Annotated in this window: 18 protein-coding genes and 2 tRNA genes; 2 read left to right on the top strand and 18 right to left on the bottom strand. The window is 59.9% G+C overall.

Annotated features, from left to right (window positions below; genetic code table 11):
* Window positions 1-14: 14 nt before the first annotated feature.
* The 17 genes from IB244_RS16715 to IB244_RS16635 all read right to left on the bottom strand — a co-directional run bounded on the left by IB244_RS16715 (window position 15) and on the right by IB244_RS16635 (window position 15,227).
* On the bottom strand, window positions 15-1,526 hold the full coding sequence (locus tag IB244_RS16715; RefSeq protein WP_018857047.1) for an NADH-quinone oxidoreductase subunit M: 1,512 nt from the start codon (window positions 1,524-1,526) through the stop codon (window positions 15-17).
* Entirely contained in the window at window positions 1,526-3,526 is a 2,001-nt protein-coding gene (gene nuoL / locus IB244_RS16710) for an NADH-quinone oxidoreductase subunit L (RefSeq protein ID WP_018857048.1), read from the bottom strand. The genes IB244_RS16715 and nuoL overlap by 1 nt, the downstream gene beginning before the upstream one ends.
* A 7-nt stretch (window positions 3,527-3,533) precedes the next feature.
* Complete coding sequence (gene nuoK, locus IB244_RS16705; protein WP_007531803.1) at window positions 3,534-3,842, bottom strand: NADH-quinone oxidoreductase subunit NuoK; 309 nt, start codon at window positions 3,840-3,842, stop codon at window positions 3,534-3,536.
* A gap of 29 nt (window positions 3,843-3,871) precedes the next feature.
* On the bottom strand, window positions 3,872-4,486 hold the full coding sequence (locus tag IB244_RS16700; protein ID WP_018857049.1) for an NADH-quinone oxidoreductase subunit J: 615 nt from the start codon (window positions 4,484-4,486) through the stop codon (window positions 3,872-3,874).
* A gap of 141 nt (window positions 4,487-4,627) precedes the next feature.
* Window positions 4,628-5,119 (bottom strand): NADH-quinone oxidoreductase subunit NuoI, encoded by a 492-nt coding sequence (gene nuoI, locus IB244_RS16695; protein WP_007789671.1) that lies wholly within the window; start codon window positions 5,117-5,119, stop codon window positions 4,628-4,630.
* A 40-nt stretch (window positions 5,120-5,159) separates the two neighbouring features.
* Window positions 5,160-6,203 carry an NADH-quinone oxidoreductase subunit NuoH gene (gene nuoH / locus IB244_RS16690; protein WP_018857050.1) on the bottom strand — a complete coding sequence of 348 codons (1,044 nt, stop codon included), beginning with the start codon at window positions 6,201-6,203 and terminating at the stop codon, window positions 5,160-5,162.
* Between the two features lie 12 nt (window positions 6,204-6,215).
* Window positions 6,216-8,297: an NADH-quinone oxidoreductase subunit NuoG gene (gene nuoG / locus IB244_RS16685; RefSeq protein WP_018857051.1), complete on the bottom strand. Its 2,082-nt coding sequence runs from the start codon at window positions 8,295-8,297 to the stop codon at window positions 6,216-6,218.
* A gap of 219 nt (window positions 8,298-8,516) precedes the next feature.
* Window positions 8,517-9,140, bottom strand: coding sequence for a 5' DNA nuclease (locus tag IB244_RS16680; protein WP_169681802.1), 624 nt, complete (start codon window positions 9,138-9,140; stop codon window positions 8,517-8,519).
* A gap of 4 nt (window positions 9,141-9,144) precedes the next feature.
* Window positions 9,145-10,449: an NADH-quinone oxidoreductase subunit NuoF gene (gene nuoF, locus IB244_RS16675; protein WP_018857053.1), complete on the bottom strand. Its 1,305-nt coding sequence runs from the start codon at window positions 10,447-10,449 to the stop codon at window positions 9,145-9,147.
* Window positions 10,450-10,459: 10 nt separating this feature from the next.
* On the bottom strand, window positions 10,460-11,596 hold the full coding sequence (locus tag IB244_RS16670; protein WP_018857054.1) for an NADH-quinone oxidoreductase subunit E: 1,137 nt from the start codon (window positions 11,594-11,596) through the stop codon (window positions 10,460-10,462).
* Between the two features lie 16 nt (window positions 11,597-11,612).
* Complete coding sequence (locus tag IB244_RS16665; protein ID WP_025659948.1) at window positions 11,613-11,885, bottom strand: hypothetical protein; 273 nt, start codon at window positions 11,883-11,885, stop codon at window positions 11,613-11,615.
* A complete protein-coding gene (locus tag IB244_RS16660) occupies window positions 11,885-13,075 on the bottom strand; it encodes an NADH-quinone oxidoreductase subunit D (protein ID WP_025659947.1) in 1,191 nt (396 codons plus the stop codon). Before IB244_RS16660 ends, IB244_RS16665 begins: the two co-directional genes overlap by 1 nt.
* A gap of 73 nt (window positions 13,076-13,148) precedes the next feature.
* Window positions 13,149-13,751 carry an NADH-quinone oxidoreductase subunit C gene (locus tag IB244_RS16655; RefSeq protein WP_192304839.1) on the bottom strand — a complete coding sequence of 201 codons (603 nt, stop codon included), beginning with the start codon at window positions 13,749-13,751 and terminating at the stop codon, window positions 13,149-13,151.
* A gap of 15 nt (window positions 13,752-13,766) precedes the next feature.
* Complete coding sequence (locus IB244_RS16650; protein WP_018857058.1) at window positions 13,767-14,351, bottom strand: NuoB/complex I 20 kDa subunit family protein; 585 nt, start codon at window positions 14,349-14,351, stop codon at window positions 13,767-13,769.
* Window positions 14,342-14,707 carry an NADH-quinone oxidoreductase subunit A gene (locus IB244_RS16645; protein ID WP_018857059.1) on the bottom strand — a complete coding sequence of 122 codons (366 nt, stop codon included), beginning with the start codon at window positions 14,705-14,707 and terminating at the stop codon, window positions 14,342-14,344. The genes IB244_RS16650 and IB244_RS16645 overlap by 10 nt, the downstream gene beginning before the upstream one ends.
* A 314-nt stretch (window positions 14,708-15,021) precedes the next feature.
* Window positions 15,022-15,098, bottom strand: a tRNA-Asp gene (locus IB244_RS16640).
* A 52-nt stretch (window positions 15,099-15,150) separates the two neighbouring features.
* A tRNA-Asp gene (locus IB244_RS16635) sits at window positions 15,151-15,227 on the bottom strand.
* A 543-nt stretch (window positions 15,228-15,770) separates the two neighbouring features.
* Here IB244_RS16635 and IB244_RS16630 point away from each other — a divergent pair.
* Together IB244_RS16630 and IB244_RS16625 are read left to right on the top strand one after the other, a co-directional pair.
* Window positions 15,771-16,817, top strand: a complete 1,047-nt coding sequence (locus tag IB244_RS16630; protein WP_018857060.1) for a GGDEF domain-containing protein — start codon at window positions 15,771-15,773, stop codon at window positions 16,815-16,817.
* Window positions 16,818-16,950: 133 nt separating this feature from the next.
* A complete protein-coding gene (locus IB244_RS16625; protein WP_018857061.1) occupies window positions 16,951-17,556 on the top strand; it encodes a class I SAM-dependent methyltransferase in 606 nt (201 codons plus the stop codon).
* Window positions 17,557-17,562: 6 nt separating this feature from the next.
* Here IB244_RS16625 and IB244_RS16620 read toward each other — a convergent pair whose 3' ends face one another.
* Window positions 17,563-17,964 carry a cupin domain-containing protein gene (locus IB244_RS16620; RefSeq protein ID WP_026371768.1) on the bottom strand — a complete coding sequence of 134 codons (402 nt, stop codon included), beginning with the start codon at window positions 17,962-17,964 and terminating at the stop codon, window positions 17,563-17,565.
* Window positions 17,965-17,967: the final 3 nt, after the last annotated feature.

Below are 17,967 nucleotides of genomic sequence, written 5' to 3'. Positions count from 1 at the left end.
CAAAAGTCCCGTCATCATTTCATCGACAGCGCAACGTCCTGCGCTGCCTGGACTGCGGCTGTATAGCTATGGATCAGCTGGTCAACCGATGCAGCGGTCACATCGAAGACCGGAGCCGGATAGACGCCGAAGAAGATGGTCAGTGCGATCAGCGGATAGAGGATCAGCTGTTCACGCCGAGAGAGGTCGAGCAGCGCTTTGAGCTTTTCCTTCTCCAGCGCGCCGAAGATGACCCGGCGATAGAGCCAGAGCGCATAGGCGGCGGAGAGGATAACGCCCGTCGCGGCGAAGAGTGCGACCCAGGTGTTGACGCGGAAGACGCCGATCAGGGTCAGGAATTCGCCGACGAAGCCCGAGGTGCCCGGCAGGCCGACGTTCGCCATCGTGAAGACCATCATCGCAACAGCGTATTTCGGCATGTTGTTGACCAGGCCGCCATAGGCCGCAATCTCGCGGGTATGGGTTCGGTCGTAAATCACACCGACGCAAAGGAAGAGAGCGCCGGAGACGATGCCGTGCGACAGCATCTGGAAGATCGAGCCCTGCAAACCCTGCGCGTTGGCCGCAAAGATACCCATTGTCACGTAACCCATGTGGGCGACCGACGAATAGGCAATCAGCTTCTTCATGTCGTCCTGCATCAGCGCCACCAGCGAGGTGTAGATGATGGCAATGACCGACAAAGCGAAGACGAGCGGTGCGAAGAACTCGGAGGCAACCGGGAACATCCCGAGCGAGAAGCGGATCAGGCCGTAGCCACCGAGCTTCAGAAGCACGCCTGCCAGAATGACCGAGCCGGCCGTCGGCGCCTGAACGTGCGCGTCCGGAAGCCACGTGTGAACAGGCCACATCGGCATCTTCACCGCGAAAGACGCGAAGAAGGCAAGCCAGAGCCAAGTCTGCATCTGCGGCGGGAACTTATAGGCGAGCAGCGCCGGAATATCCGTCGTGCCGGCCTGCCAGTACATCGCCATGATGGCGAGCAGCATCAGAACGGAGCCGAGCAGCGTGTAGAGGAAGAACTTGTAGCTGGCGTAGACGCGATCCTTGCCGCCCCAAACGCCAATGATGAGGAACATCGGGATTAGGCCGGCTTCGAAGAACACGTAGAAGAGAACGATATCGAGCGAAACGAAGACGCCGACCATCATCACTTCCAGGATCAGGAAGGCGATCATGTAGTCCTTGAGGCGCTTCTCGATCGACAGCCAGCTCGCCAGCACGCAGAAAGGCATGAGGAAGGTCGTCAGGATCACGAAAAGCATCGAGATCCCGTCAACGCCGAGATGATAGCTGATGCCGGTGCCGAGCCAGTTGTGCTTCTCGACCATCTGGAAACCGGGGTTCGCATTGTCGAAGCCGATCCAGATGAGGAGCGAAAGGACAAAAGTCACGACCGTCGTGATCAGCGAAATGTTGAGCACGTTGCGGCGGCCACTCGGACCGTTTTCATTCATCAGCAGCAGGAGCACCACGCCGACGAGCGGCAGGAAGGTGACCGTTGAAAGAATAGGCCAATCGGTCATCAGAAGGAACTCCCGAGCATCATCCAGGTAACGAGCGCTGCGACACCGATCAGCATGGCGAACGCATAGTGATAGAGGTAGCCCGTCTGCAGACGGACGACGCGGTTGGTAACATCGACGACGCGCGCGGCGACGCCATCCGGGCCGTAGGCGTCGATGACGCCGACATCACCCTTCTTCCACAGGAAGCGGCCAAGGGCCTTGGCGCTGCGGACGAAGAGGAAGTCGTAGAGTTCGTCGAAGTACCACTTGTTCAAGAGGAACTGGTACAGGACGCGGTGCTGCTGAGCGAGAACGCGCGGCGTCGATGGCGACTTGATGTACATGTACCAGGCGGTGACGAAGCCAACGAGCATGGCGATGAACGGGCTGAGGCCAACCCAGGCCGGAACGTGATGGAATTCTTCCAGCAGTTCGTTGTGCTCGGAGGTGAAGAGCGCGCCCTTCCAGAACTCGGCATATTCCTCGCCGTAGAAGCGACCCTCGAAGAGAACGCCTGCGAGAACCGCGCCAGCGGCAAGAATATAGAGCGGCACGAGCATGACCTGGGGAGATTCATGCACGTGGTGCATTACTTCGTGCGAGGCGCGCGGCTGACCAAAGAAGGTCAGGAACGCCAGACGCCAGGAATAGAAGCTCGTGAACAGCGCAGCGATGACCAGAAGCGTGAAGGCGAAACCTGCGACCGGTGAATGCGACGCGTAAGCGGCTTCAATGATGACGTCCTTCGAGAAGAAGCCGGCAAAACCAAACGGCGTGAACGGAATGCCGACGCCGGTCAGTGCCAGCGTGCCGATCGTCATCATCCAGAAGGTCACCGGAATGTGCTTCCGCAGGCCACCCATGTAACGCATGTCCTGCTCGCCATCGACGGCGTGGATCACCGAGCCGGCGCCAAGGAACAGCAGAGCCTTGAAGAAGGCGTGCGTGAACAGGTGGAAGATGGCCGCGCCATAAGCACCGACGCCGAGAGCAACGAACATGTAGCCGAGCTGCGAGCAGGTCGAGTAAGCGATGACACGCTTGATGTCGTTCTGCACGAGGCCAACGGTTGCTGCGAAGAAGGCCGTGATCGCACCGATCGTCGTTACGAAGACGAGCGCATCCGGCGAAAGCTCAAACAGCGGCGACATGCGGGCGACGAGGAAGACGCCTGCGGTAACCATCGTTGCAGCATGGATGAGTGCCGACACCGGTGTCGGGCCTTCCATGGCATCCGGCAGCCAGGTGTGCAGCAGGAACTGTGCCGACTTACCCATCGCGCCCATGAAGAGCAGCAGGCAGGCGCCGGTCAGTGCGTGTGCCTTGTCGAGGTGCATGCCGAAGAGGTTGAGAACGACCTCTCCGCCCTCACCGCCGGCTTCGCCCGGGGCAAAGCTCGCAGCGTTCGCAAAGATGGTGTCGAGGTTGATCGCGCCGAAGAGCACGAACAGGCTCGCAATGCCGAGGATGAAGCCAAAGTCGCCGACGCGGTTGACCACGAACGCCTTGATCGCAGCGGCGTTTGCCGACGGCTTCTTGAACCAGAAGCCGATGAGCAGATAGGACGCCAGACCAACGCCTTCCCAGCCGAAGAACATCTGGGCCAGATTGTCGGCCGTCACCAGCATCAGCATGGCGAAGGTGAAGAGCGAGAGATAGGCGAAGAAACGCGGACGATGCGGATCATGATGCATGTATCCGATCGAATAGACGTGCACCAGGGTCGAGACCGTGTTGACGACGATCAGCATGACGGAGGTGAGCGTATCGACGCGTAGCGACCAGGATACGTCGATGCCGCCGGACTGGATCCAGCGCAGCACTTCGACCTTGATCGGGCCGCCTTCGTGGTGGCCCATGCCGATGGTCATGAAGACATACCACGACAGCACCGCAGCGATGATCATCAGGCCGCAGGTAACGTATTCCGATGCCTTGGCGCCGATCGCGCGGCCGAAGAGGCCTGCGATGATCGCGCCAATCAGGGGAAGAAAGACGATAGCCTTATATAAAAACATAGCCTTATCAGCCCTTCATCATATTGACGTCTTCAACGCCGATCGAGCCGCGGTTGCGGTAGAAGACGACGAGAATTGCAAGACCGATAGCCGCTTCAGCCGCAGCAACGGTCAGAATGAACAATGCGAAAACCTGGCCGACGATGTCGTTCAGGAACGACGAGAAGGCGACCATGTTGATGTTGACCGCAAGCAGAATGAGCTCGATCGACATCAGGATAACGATGATGTTCTTCCGGTTCAGGAAGATACCGAAGACGCCGAGCGTGAAGAGGATGGCGCTGACCGTCAGGTAATGGGAAAGTCCGATGACCATTGTATTTGTTCCTTAAGCTCGCGCCTGCTTCAAACGCCCTGTCCCGGCTTCACCTTGACCACCTCGACGGCGGTCTTAGGATTGCGGGCAACCTGATTGGCGATATTCTGTCGCTTGATGTTCTGGCGATGCTTGAGCGTCAGCACGATCGCACCGATCATTGCGACGAGCAGCACCAGACCAGCGATCTGGAAGAAGTAGACGTAATTCGTATAGAGCACGTCGCCGAGTGCGGCGGTGTTGGTGCGCTCTGTCAGCGCCGGGATCGGCATTGCCACCGACTTGGCGATTTCCGGCGAGATTACGCTACCACCCACAACGACGATCAGCTCAGCCGCGAGGATCAGGCCGATGATCGCACCGATCGGCGCATATTCGAGAACGCCGGCGCGCAACTCCGTGAAGTCGATGTCGAGCATCATGACCACGAAGAGGAAGAGAACGGCCACGGCGCCGACATAAACGACGAGCAGGATCATCGCCAGGAATTCGGCGCCCAGCAGCAGGAAGAGGCCGGCCGCATTGAAGAAAACCAGGATCAGGAAGAGAACCGAATGAACCGGATTCTTCGACCAGATGACCATGAACGCCGACGCTACCGCGACAAAGGCGAAAAGATAGAAAAATAGAGCCTGCAGACCCATGTTGGTGCCTTTTTCATCTTCCCCCGGGCAGCCGGGAGTTTCCCTGCCCGATGAAGCTTCGCGCGGAAAGATCCAGCAAAGCCTCGGTGCATGTTGACCGGAAGCCGCGCAAGGGGCGGCACTCCGGCATTTCAATTCCGATCAACGGTACGGCGCGTCCAGTGCGATGTTGCGCGCGATTTCGCGCTCCCACCGGTCGCCGTTCTCCAGAAGCCGCGCCTTGTCGAAGTAAAGTTCTTCGCGGGTTTCCGTTGCAAATTCGAAATTCGGACCTTCGACGATCGCATCGACAGGGCATGCCTCCTGGCAGAAGCCGCAGTAGATGCACTTCACCATGTCGATGTCGTAACGAACCGTGCGGCGCGTGCCATCGTTGCGGCGGGGGCCGGCTTCGATGGTAATCGCCTGGGCAGGACAGATCGCCTCGCAGAGCTTGCAGGCGATGCAGCGCTCTTCGCCGTTCGGATAACGACGCAGTGCGTGTTCGCCGCGGAAGCGCGGGCTGACCGGTCCCTTCTCGAAGGGGTAATTGATCGTTGCCTTCTGCTTAAAAATGTACCGGAAGGTCAGCCAGAACGCACTGACGAATTCCTTCAGGAACAGCGAGCTGACCGCGTTGGACAAGCCTGCCATCTTCAACCTCCAATATTGCTTGAAACGAGGGCCGGCACGATCATGCCCAACCCGTCAGCTTCAGCACGAATGCAACGATAACGACCATGGCAAGCGACAGCGGAAGGAAGACCTTCCAGCCGAGGCGCATCAGTTGGTCGTAGCGATAGCGCGGGACAAATGCCTTCACCATCGCAAACATGAAGAACACCAGGCACGACTTCAGCGTAAACCAGATGACACCAGGGACCCAGTTCAGGAACCATACGTCGACTGGCGGCAGCCAGCCCCCGAGGAACAGGATCGTCGTCAACGAGCACATCAGAACGATGGCCGCATATTCGCCGAGCATGAACATCATGTAGAGCGAGGAACCGTATTCGACCATGAAGCCGGCGACGAGTTCCGATTCCGCTTCCGGAAGATCGAAAGGTGGGCGGTTCGTTTCGGCAAGCGCGGAAATGAAGAAGACGATGAACATCGGGAACAGCGCCAGCCAATGCCAGTCGAGGAACGACGCCGGGAGACCCAGGCGCGTGCCGAGGCCGGTCTGCTGTGCATGGACGATATCCGTCAGGTTCAGCGAACCTACGCAGAGCAGAACGGTGACGATAACGAAGCCGATGGAGACTTCGTAGGAAACCATCTGTGCCGCGGAGCGGAGTGCGCCAAGGAACGGGTACTTCGAGTTGGAGGCCCAACCGCCCATGATGATGCCGTACACTTCAAGCGATGAAATCGCGAAGATGTAGAGGATACCGACGTTGATGTTGGCGATGACCCAGCCATCCGCCAGCGGCACGACGGCCCAGGTGGACAGAGCCAGCAGCACGGTCACGAGCGGCGCCAGCAGGAAGACTGCCTTGTTGGCGCCAGCCGGGATCACCGGCTCCTTGAAGACGAACTTCAAAAGATCCGCGAAGGACTGGAAAAGGCCCCACGGACCCACCACATTCGGACCACGACGGAGCTGTACTGCTGCCCAGACCTTGCGGTCGGCCAACAGGATGTAGGCGATGAAGACGAGCAGGCAGACGAGGAGAAGAAGCGACTGACCGACCATGAGAAGGCCGGGCAAGACATAAGTTGAAACAAACGAATCCATAGTCCCCTGCCCTTACTCTGCCGCGACTTTGAAGTTGTTGCGGGCCAATGCCGAGCACTCGGCCATCACTGCCGAAGCGCGCGCGATCGGGTTCGTCAAATAGAAGTCTTTGACCGGCGACGCAAACCCGGATTTGTTCATCTTGCCGGCTTTTTTCGCTACTGCGGCAATTTTGGCGCTGTCGCTTTCGGCGATCTCGTCAAGCGCTGCGAAATGCGGGAAGGCCGCATAGAGCCTTGCGCGCAGTTCGCTAAGCGAATCAAACGGAAGCTTCTTGCCGAGCACGTCGGAAAGCGCACGCAGGATCGCCCAGTCTTCGCGGGCGTCGCCCGGTGCGAAGCCAGCGCGATTGCCCATCTGGACGCGACCCTCGGTGTTGACCCAAATGCCGGACTTTTCGGTGTAGGCAGCGGCTGGCAGGATGACGTCGGCATTGTGGGCGCCGTTGTCGCCGTGCGAGCCGATGTAAACAGTCAGCTTTGCCTTCTTGGCCGTGAAATCAAGCTCATCGGCGCCAAGCAGGAAGAGAACGTCCATCGACGACAGCATTTCTGCAGCGTTGACGCCCTTTGCGCCCGGAACGAAGCCGAGATCGAGGCCGCCGACGCGCGATGCCGCGGTGTGGAGCACGGCAAAGCCGTTCCAGCCTTCGACGACCGCGCCCACCGTGCCGGCAAGCTTTGCGGCAGTTGCGAGAACGCCAGCACCATCGGTGCGCGACAGTGCGCCCTGGCCGGTGAGGATCATCGGCTTCTTGGCATCCGTCAGAACCTTCGCGAAAGCGTGGTTGCCGTCGGCGAGGTCCTTCAGCGTATCCGGGCCAGCGCCGAGATATTCATAGTCGTAGCGTAGTTCGCCAGCTTCACCGATCACGCCGATCGGGAAGTTGCCGCGACGCCAGCGCTTGCGAATGCGAGCGTTGAGAACGGCGGCTTCGAAGCGCGGGTTCGCGCCGATGATCAGCAGCGCGTCGGCCTGTTCGATGCCTTCGATCGTCGGATTGAAGATGTAGCTTGCGCGGCCGAGCGACGGATCAAGTGCCGTCCCATCCTGGCGACAGTCGAGGTTCTCGGAACCGAGCGACTTCACGAGTTCCGACAGTGCGTACATTTCTTCGACGGATGCGAGGTCGCCGGCAATCGCGCCGACCTTCTCACCGCTGGTTGCGGCAACGGCGGCCTTGATCGCGCCAAAGGCTTCGCCCCAAGTCGCAGGCTGCAGGCGGCCATCCTTGCGAACGTATGGGCGGTCGATACGCTGCGTCTTCAGGCCGTCCCAGATGTAGCGGCTCTTGTCGGAGATCCACTCTTCATTGATCTGGTCGTTGACGCGCGGCAGCACGCGCATGACTTCACGGCCACGCGTATCGACGCGGATCGCAGAACCGAGGGCGTCCATGACGTCGATCGATTCGGTCTTGTTCAGCTCCCACGGACGGGCCGTGAAGGCGAAGGGCTTGGAGGTCAGCGCACCGACCGGGCAGAGGTCAACGACGTTGCCCTGCAGCTCGGAGGTCATCGCCTGCTCGAGATAGGTGGTGATTTCGGCGTCCTCGCCGCGACCGATCAGGCCGAGTTCGGAGATGCCGGCAACTTCGGTCGTGAAGCGAACGCAGCGCGTGCAGTGAATGCAGCGGTTCATGACCGTCTTGACGAGCGGTCCGATGTACTTGTCTTCGACGGCGCGCTTGTCTTCCTGATAGCGCGAGCTGTCGATACCGAAGGCCATTGCCTGGTCCTGCAGGTCGCATTCGCCGCCCTGGTCGCAGATCGGGCAATCGAGCGGATGGTTGATCAGCAGGAACTCCATCACGCCTTCGCGGGCCTTTTTGACCATCGGCGTGTTGGTGAAGACCTCAGGAAGTTCGCCATTCGGGCCGCCGCGGATATCGCGCACGCCCATGGCGCAAGATGCCTGCGGCTTCGGCGGACCACCCTTTACCTCAACGAGGCACATGCGGCAGTTGCCGGCAACCGAAAGGCGCTCATGGAAGCAGAAGCGCGGAACTTCAGCACCGGCTTCCTCACACGCCTGAATGAGGGTGTAATGATCCGGAACCTCGATCTCGTTGCCGTCAATCTTCAGTTTTGCCATCGTCACTCAGTCCTGTTTTCCGTTTGCCGGATGGCGGCAAACAAACCCACTTTGCAACAGTTTCGCTGCCAGGCCGGATTCTTATCCCGTTGGCATCGGTGTCGCTCAAATTCTCCGCCAATCCCGAGACCCGGGATCAGCCTCGGGCCTCAATAGTGTCGGGCCCCTGCCCTTTCACTCTTCAGCCTTGACCTTGCTCCGGCCTATTCGGCCGAAAATTCACTTCCGCTTTCGCCCCTTGGCGACCAGGGCCTTGGCTTGGCCCACCCAACCATCACGAGCGATCCGCCCATCAAACCCAAGCTCTGCGTCGATCCGCGCCGCGTCCTCGTCCGACCAGCCGGCGATGACGGCAAAGGAGCGAATACCCTTGCTATTCAACACCTGCTCGATCTTCGGACCGATGCCGGAAATCTGCTTCAGATCGTCAGCCCTGCGAGCGCGCGAAGCGGGCTTGGCCGCGGGCTTTGCGACCGGCTCTGCTGGAACGACAGACAGCTTGACCTTCTCTGCAGCTTTCCTGGCAGGCGCCGGACGAACGTTCTCCGGCCGGATCTCGACCTGCGGCTTACCTTCGTCGGGCGGCGTTTCGTGGAGAACTGCTGCAAGCTTGCTCGTTGCATCGAGCGCCCCCTGCAGCGCGCCGAAAAAAGCGCCCGCCATCTGCGTCGAAAAGCCGAAGCCGATCGCCGTGGCCGCCGCCATTGCCGCAGCCGGGTTGACCATCACAGGCGGCACCGGAAGCGCGCGGGCGTTCTCCAGCATCTCGGCAGCAAGACGGCCGAAGTCGGCCGAGAAATCAGCCGCTCCTTCCTTGCCTATGCTGTCGGACGCCTTCGTCATCAGCTTACTCTGCCGCCTCGAGAACCGCACCGTGATCCAGTGCGCTTGCGGTATACTGGTCGATGCGCGCTTCGATCTCATGACGGAAGTTGCGGATCAGACCCTGCACCGGCCATGCGGCCGCATCGCCGAGCGCACAGATGGTATGGCCCTCGATCTGCTTGGTGACCTGGAACAGCATGTCGATTTCGCGCTTCTGGGCATTGCCCTTGGCCATGCGCTCCATCACGCGCCACATCCAGCCGGTGCCTTCGCGGCACGGCGTGCACTGGCCGCAGCTCTCGTGCTTGAAGAAGGCCGAGATGCGGGCGATAGCCTTGATGACGTCGGTGGACTTGTCCATGACGATCGCAGCCGCGGTACCGAAGGACGAGCCGACAGCGCGCAGGCCGTCGAAATCCATCGGGCAGTCGATGATGTCCTTGGCCGGAACGATCGGGCACGATGCGCCGCCCGGAATAACCGCGAGCAGGTTATCCCAACCGCCGCGGATGCCGCCGGCATGGCGATCGACCAGCTCACGGAACGTGATGCCCATTTCTTCTTCGACCGTGCACGGCTTGTTGACGTGGCCGGAAAGCATGAACAGCTTGGTGCCGACGTTGTTCGGGCGACCGATCGACGAAAACCAGCCAGCGCCACGACGCAGGATGGTCGGAGCAACGGCGATCGACTCGACGTTGTTGACCGTCGTCGGGCAACCGTAGAGACCCATGTTTGCCGGGAACGGCGGCTTCAGGCGCGGCTGACCCTTCTTGCCTTCCAGGCTTTCGAGCAGCGCGGTTTCTTCGCCGCAGATGTAGGCGCCAGCACCGTGATGGACGAAGATGTCCATGTCCCAGCCCAGCTTGTTGTTCTTGCCGAGCAGGCCGTAGTCATAGCACTCGTCGATTGCCGCCTGCAGCGCTTCACGCTCGCGGATGTATTCGCCGCGAACGTAGATGTAGGCAGCGTTCGCACCCATAGCGAAACTCGCGATAACGCAGCCTTCGATCAGCGTATGCGGATCGTGGCGCATGATGTCGCGGTCTTTGCAGGTTCCGGGCTCGGACTCGTCGGCATTGACGACGAGGTAGTGCGGACGACCATCGCTTTCCTTCGGCATGAAGGACCACTTGAGCCCGGTCGGGAAGCCTGCGCCGCCACGGCCGCGAAGACCCGAAGCCTTCATCTCGTTGATGATCCAATCGCGACCCTTTTCGAGGATCTGCTTGGTGCCGTCCCAGTGGCCGCGGCTCATCGCGCCCTTCAGAGACTTATCCTTGAGGCCGTAGATGTTGGTAAAGATGCGGTCTTTATCTTGTAACATGCTTCACCCCTTACCGCGGCTTCTTACCGAAGACTTTAATGTATTCGGCTTCGCCGCCCTTGGCGAGCGCCTTGGCCTGCTTGACCCAGTCGTCGCGCTCGATGCGGCCCTTGAAATTCAGGTATCCGTCGACCCATTCGCGCTCAGCCTTCTTCCAGCCCGCGACCTGCGCGAAGGTGAAGATGCCGATCTCATGCAGTGTCGCCTCGATCTTCGGGCCGACGCCGGAGATCATCTTCAGATCGTCAGGCGTCGCGGGCTTCTCGATGCCCGCCGGGCGGTTCTTGTCGCTGAGGGAGGGCTTGCCAGTAGCAGCGGCCTGTGCGGCCGTCGCCGGCGCCGGCTGCTCTTCGACAGCCTTGACGTTCTTCGCGGCCGCCTTCGGCGCGGTGGCCGGCGTCTTCAGCGCAGCATTGGTCTCGGCGTCGGTGCTCTTTGCACGTGCGGCCTCAGACGGGGGAACCGGGGCTGCGTCAACGGTTGCCGTCGCGGCATCCTCGACAGCCTTCTTGGCGGAAACCCTCTTGGCCTTCGGCTCGTCGGCTACGAGCGTCGTCGGACCACCCTCGGGGGAGGAGAAGTGACGATCAATCTGCGGGCCGGGCGTGATGCTGGCGCCATTGCCGGCTTCGAAGGTATCAATGATCTCTTCGAGACGTTCCGGCGTCAGGTCCTCGTAGGTATCCTTGCCGATCATCACCATGGGCGCGTTAACGCAGGCCCCGAGACATTCGACTTCTTCCCAAGAGAGCGTGCCTTCAGCGTTACGTTCGAAGGGGTGATGATGGATCTTGCTCTTGCAAACGGCCATCAGGCTTTCCGAACCGCGCAGCATGCAAGGCGTCGTGCCGCACACCTGGATGTGGGCGCGCGTGCCGACCGGGTTCAGCTGGAACTGCGTGTAGAAAGTCGCAACTTCGAGAACGCGGATATAGGCCATGTCGAGCATGTCGGCGACCTTTTCGATCGCGGCGCGGGTGACCCAACCATCCTGTTCCTGCGCCCGCATCAACAGCGGGATGACCGCGGATTGCTGACGGCCTGCGGGATATTTCTTGATCGTCTTTTCCGCCCAAACCGCGTTCTCGTCATTGAAGGCGAACGCGGCAGGCTGGAATTGATCTTCGGCTAATCGACGAACGGACATTCTTCCTCACGCCTTGTCAGTTTAGGGTCCCACACTGCGATGCCGTCAGAGACTTCATCTCGCAAGCGTAGGCCGACTGGTCTTTTTGCAAAAACACAACGAACTTGCCGCCGTTCGGAACGGCAGCCTTGATTTCATAGCCCTTGGACAAAAGCTCGCCCATGGAGGCTTTTGCTGCAGGCGGCTGCACCTCGCTCTGGCCCAGCTTTGGACCCATTCCCCCAACCTCCTGGGCGAAAGCTCCGGAGGCAGTGAAAAGAGCGATGGTGGCAAGCGGCAGCAGCTTCATCAGCGGTCCACCTCGCCGAACACGATGTCGAGCGAGCCGAGCACGGCCGTCACGTCAGCGAGCATGTGACCCTTGCAGAGGAAGTCCATCGCCTGCAGGTGGGCGTAACCCGGTGCACGGATCTTGCAGCGGTACGGCTTGTTGCTGCCATCGGCGACGACGTACACGCCGAATTCGCCCTTCGGCGCTTCGACGGCCGCGTACACTTCGCCGGCCGGCACGTGATAGCCTTCGGTGTAGAGCTTGAAGTGGTGGATGAGCGCTTCCATCGAACGCTTCATCTCGCCGCGCTTCGGCGGCACGACCTTACCGTCGATCGACGAAACAGGGCCGGTCTTGGCGCTGCCCATCAGGCGCTCGACGCACTGCTTCATGATGCGAACCGACTGGCGCATCTCGATCATGCGGATCAGGTAGCGGTCGTAGCAGTCGCCGTTCTTCCCGATCGGAATGTCGAATTCGAGATCGGAATAGCATTCGTAAGGTTGCGAGCGGCGCAGGTCCCAAGCGGCGCCGGAACCGCGAACCATCACGCCCGAGAAGCCCCATGACCAGGCATCCGCCAGCGACACGACGCCAATATCGACGTTACGCTGCTTGAAGATGCGGTTGTCCGTGAGCAGGCCTTCGATATCGTCGAGGATCTTCAGGAACGGATCGCACCACTTGCCGATATCCTCGACCAGCTCCGGCGGGAGATCCTGATGGACGCCGCCCGGACGGAAATAGGCCGAGTGCATACGGGCGCCGCAGGCGCGCTCATAGAACACCATCAGCTTTTCGCGCTCTTCGAAGCCCCAGACCGGCGGCGTCATCGCGCCGACGTCCATGGCCTGGGTCGTCACGTTCATGATGTGAGACAAGATTCGGCCAATTTCGGAGTACAGAACTCGAATCAGCTGACCGCGAATCGGAATTTCGAGCTTCAGCATCTTTTCGACAGCGAGCGCGAAAGCGTGTTCCTGATTCATCGGCGCGACGTAGTCGAGACGGTCGAAATAAGGGACGGCCTGCAGGTAGGTCTTCGTCTCGATCAGCTTCTCGGTGCCGCGGTGCAGCAGGCCGATGTGCGGATCGACGCGCTCGATGATTTCGCCATCGAGTTCGAGCACGAGACGCAGAACACCGTGCGCGGACGGGTGTTCCGGTCCGAAATTGATCGTAAAATTGCGAACGTTATGTTCAGTCATAGCGACGCGCTCCGCGCTTGCAATTGGCATGAGACGGCAAATAAAGAGGCTTCAAGAAATCCGAGCCTCATCTTTACTTCGCCGCCTTCTCGTCTCCCGGCAGCACATATTCGGTGCCTTCCCAAGGGGACATGAAGTCGAAATTGCGGAATTCCTGCTTCAGCTCGACGGGTTCGTAGACGACGCGCTTGGCGGCATCGTCATAACGCACTTCGACGTAGCCAGTCGTCGGGAAGTCCTTGCGCAGCGGATGGCCTTCAAAGCCGTAATCGGTGAGAAGACGGCGCAGGTCGGCATGGCCGGAGAACGGAATGCCGTACATGTCCCAGGCTTCACGCTCGAACCACTCGGCACCCTTGTAAACCGCGGTTGCCGACGGCACGGACTCGCCGTCAGCCACAGCAACCTTGATGCGGATGCGCAGGTTCTGCTTCGGCGACAGTAGGTGATAAACGACATCGAAACGCTCTTCGCGCTGCGGCCAGTCGACACCGCAGATATCGATCATGCTAATAAAGCCGCAACGTGCGTCGTCGCGCAGGAACGTCAGCAGCGCCAGAATCGTTTCCGGCGTAGCAGTTACGTTCAGCTCGTCATAGCTGATGGATGCATCGAGAAAGAGATCACCACGCATCTCCCGGAGATACGAGGACAGTTCGCTCAAGGCTTCACTCATGACAGTCCTCCGCCCTTAGCGCTCAATCGTTCCGGTTCGACGGATCTTCTTCTGCAGAAGCAGCACCCCGTAGAGCAGCGCTTCCGCCGTGGGGGGACAGCCCGGCACGTAGATATCGACAGGAACGACACGGTCGCAGCCACGCACGACCGAATATGAATAATGATAGTAGCCGCCGCCGTTTGCGCAGGAGCCCATCGAAATGACGTAACGCGGCTCAGGCATCTGGTCGTACACCTTGCGGAGCGCAGGCGCCATCTTGTTTGTCAGCGTGCCGGCAACGATCATGACGTCGGACTGGCGCGGCGAGGCGCGCGGAGCAACGCCGAAGCGCTCCATGTCGTAACGCGGACCGGAGACCTGCATCAGGCCTTCAACGGCACAGCAGGCGAGACCGAACTGCATCCACATCAGCGAGCCGGTGCGGGCCCAGGTAATCAGATCGCGGGTCGACGTAACGAGGAAGCCCTTGTCGGCCAACTCATCGTTGATTTCGCCGAAGAAGGCGCTGTCGCTGCCGATCGGCTTGCCCGTTGCGGGATCAATGATGCCTTTCGGGTGCGGCGCGACGAGCGCCTTGTCGCTTGGGGCTACTCCCATTCCAGGGCTCCCTTTTTCCATTCATAGATAAAGCCGATGGTCAGCACGCCGAGGAAGACCATCATGGACCAGAAGCCGAACCAGCCGATCGCGCCGAACGAAACGGCCCACGGAAAGAGGAAGGCCACTTCGAGGTCGAAGATGATGAAGAGGATCGACACCAGATAGAAGCGGATATCGAACTTCATGCGAGCGTCATCGAATGCGTTGAAGCCGCACTCGAAGGCCGAAAGCTTTTCCGAATCAGGCGCCTTGAAGGCAACGGCAAACGGCGCAATCAGAAGCGCCAGGCCGATCACAAGGGCGATAGCAATGAAGATAGCGATCGGAATATAGGAACTGAGCAGTCCAGTCATCAGGTTCTTCCCTGCTTGCGGGCTGCGCCAGGCGGCGCACCTGGGCAATTGCCCGGCAAGCGAACGTGCGTTGCAACAGAGCCGTGGTTAGCGCAGCCGGGGCCACGGCGCAAGACTTTTAGAGCACCAATTCGACTGTCGAGGCGCGACATTATCAAGCAGATGCAATGATGTCGCGACAAATCCACACAAGTTGATTCAGACTGCATGCCAGCCCGTCGGATATTGCATGGCTAACGGCAAAAGACAAAGTCGCAGCAGAGCGATAACAGCGAAATCGGCGACCACCTAGACGTCAATATAGAGAGGGAGAATGGCGCGAGTGACGGGGCTCGAACCCGCGACCTCCGGCGTGACAGGCCGGCACTCTAACCGACTGAGCTACACCCGCGCATCATGGACAAAAAGACCGGATCAAGCACTATGCAGCGCCTTTCTTGAAATGGCGCGAGTGACGGGGCTCGAACCCGCGACCTCCGGCGTGACAGGCCGGCACTCTAACCGACTGAGCTACACCCGCATTCATTTCAAGCGATCCGGAAGCTTTCGCGTCCGTGTCAAAGCAGCTTCGCCGCTTCGATGAGCGGCTAACTAAGGGGTTCGCATTTGAGTGTCAAGCAGCTTTGGAGACAAAACGATGACAGTCCGCGAATTGTTTTTAGCGAGCCAAGTTCTCCGGGAAAATTCAGAGCATTATTAAAGACGTGCCTTTAGAGCCACGCGGAAATAACCACCTGTCCCTGACGCCCGCCCCGCCTGCCAGCGGTGTCCGGTTTACGCATTTGGCCGTGCCACCACGTTTCTCGCCCAAAGCTGGGGCCGCAAACACTAATTTACCTCGTTTTAATTGAGCTCGGTAGATAACATTCCTCTAAGTTGCTTTGCCGCTTACGCATGATGCGTCAGCGGCGCTTTATCACCCCTGCCTCATGCCCTCGGCAAACCCGATGAAGGCCGCCGAGATTCACAGCATATCTTGCCTACCTCGACGAAAGTGCATCGGGGTCACCGCCCCAGGTGCAATTCGTTGACGATAACGCAGCGTCACGTCGGAGAGCATCTGGTGCAGCCTAACACATCTACGAATCTCGCCTTTCGCGTTGCAACGATTCTGCAGCAACTAGGCATCGAGGGCCTGCCAAGGAATTATGAGCTTATATTCGAGGCGATGACCGGCAACGCGCCTGATCTCGCTCGCGAGATCAGGTCGCTCGGCGCGATAAAGACGCAGGAGGCCCTGGATCGACTTGGCCGCCGGTATCTGCCGCATCATTTCGAGGCCGGTCTGCTTGAAGCACGCTCGAGCCAAGTACAGCAAGAGCTGCAAAGCATCCTGTCCTTGCTCGACGAGGAGAAGTCGGCGCTCTCGCGCTACGGCAGTGTCATCAACCAGGCTGCGCGGATATTCGACAGTAACGATCTAAGCGACAAGGGTGCCCTCACCCATTCGCTCCAATCGGTGAGTTCTGCAACGCACGCACACGCGGCACACAGCGCCATGCTCGCCTCGAAGGTTGTCGAAAAATCGCAGAAGCTCGAAGAGGTGCAGCGGGAGGCGGCCGCCGCGAACGCCGCAAGATTCACCGATCCCGTGACCGGATTGGGCAATCGCCGGGTATTCAACAAGGAGCTCGCGAGAATCTATGAGAAGGCAGGCCTGCCGGACCTGTGTGGAATCGCGTTTGCGGACATCGACAACTACGAGACAATCGCGAGCATTCCGAATCTCATCGAGCCTGTTCTGAAGAAAACGGGTGAATTGATCCGCGCTGTGTTCGGCAAGGAGGATGTTGCCTGCCGATTCGACCGCGGCCGTTTCGGCTTCGTTTTCCGGACCGCCGACGAATCCGAGATCATGCGGCTTGTCGACCGGCTTCGCGATCGCTTGAAGGGAATTTCCGTTGCACACCCGGTAACTGGCAAACAGGCGGCGGTTCTGTCGCTGGCCGTGGGGATATGCATGTCCAAGCAGGCACGCACAGCCGATTCCCTGATGGCCTTTGCCGAACAGGCGCTTGGCATGGCGAAGGCATCGGGCGGAGACAGCGTTTCCGTGCACGGCGTGACCAATGTCGCGACTGTACCCAAGGATTGGCTGATCTATCGTTAGACTTTGCATCGCGGCCAACGGTGTCGCACGTTGTTCGTCCGATAAAGCCTAGCCAAGGTTGCTGAGGGATGGCTATAAGGTCGTTTCGCGGGCCTAAGCCCTAAGACACTGAAGCCATATCCGAGACATCATCATGAAGACACGCGAAGAACGGCAGGCGCAGCGGGCGGGGATGCCGCGCACGCAGTTGAGCGCGCACCATATGGAAAATGCACGGCTGCTGCCGGATCGCGGCGAGCTCTTGTACCGGATCCCGAATGGCGGCGTTGGCGTCGAGGTGGGAGCAGCGTTCGGAGAATACACGGCCGAGATTCTCGAGAAGAACCGGCCCGCGCAGCTTTACCTGATCGACCCCTGGAGCATGGACCGCTACAGTTCGGGGCTCGATCAAATCCACACCCAGTTCAAAGACCAGATCGAGAGCGGGCAACTGCACCTGATGCAGGGAACCTCGCTCGAAAAGCTTGCCGAATTCGAGGACGACTTCCTCGATTGGGCCTACATCGACACGGACCATTCCTTCGAGCTCACCTGGCAGGAACTTCTGCTCTGCGAGAAAAAGGTCAAGCGAACGGGAAGAATTGCCGGGCATGACTTCTGCACCGGCAACACTGTGAAGCCAATCGTCTATGGCGTCGTCGAAGCGGTCACCAAGTTCTGCAAGGACCACGGCTGGCAATTCGAATTCCTGACGGTCGAATCGCACGCGCACTTTTCTTACTGCCTGAAGCGGCTCTGACCGGCTTCAGGCCTTTCCGGCGTATTGCTCGTCGCTGACGTGCTCCATCCAGTCGGCGGCGCTGCCATCAAGTGCTTCCTGAATTGCAATGTGCGTCATCGCGGTATCGGGTGCGGCGCCATGCCAGTGTTTTTCGCCTGGCGCAAACCAGATCGTGTCGCCGGCGCGAATTTCACGAAGAGGGCCGCCTTCGCTCTGCGCGAGACCCTTTCCGGCCGTCACCACAAGGGTCTGCCCTAGAGGATGCGTGTGCCAGGCGGTTCGCGCGCCCGGTTCGAAAGTGACGCTGACCACCCTGACTCGCGCCGGGCTCGGCGCGTCCATCAACGGATCCTGGCGTACCGCTCCCGTGAAATATTCCGCCGGCGCCTTCATTGAGGGCCGCGATCCGCAGGGTTTGATCTCCATCAG

The sequence above is a fragment of the Rhizobium sp. RHZ02 genome (assembly GCF_014851575.1).
GTDB classification, from domain to species: Bacteria; Pseudomonadota; Alphaproteobacteria; order Rhizobiales; family Rhizobiaceae; genus Rhizobium; species Rhizobium altiplani.
This window is presented reverse-complemented; position numbering and strand designations above follow the sequence as displayed.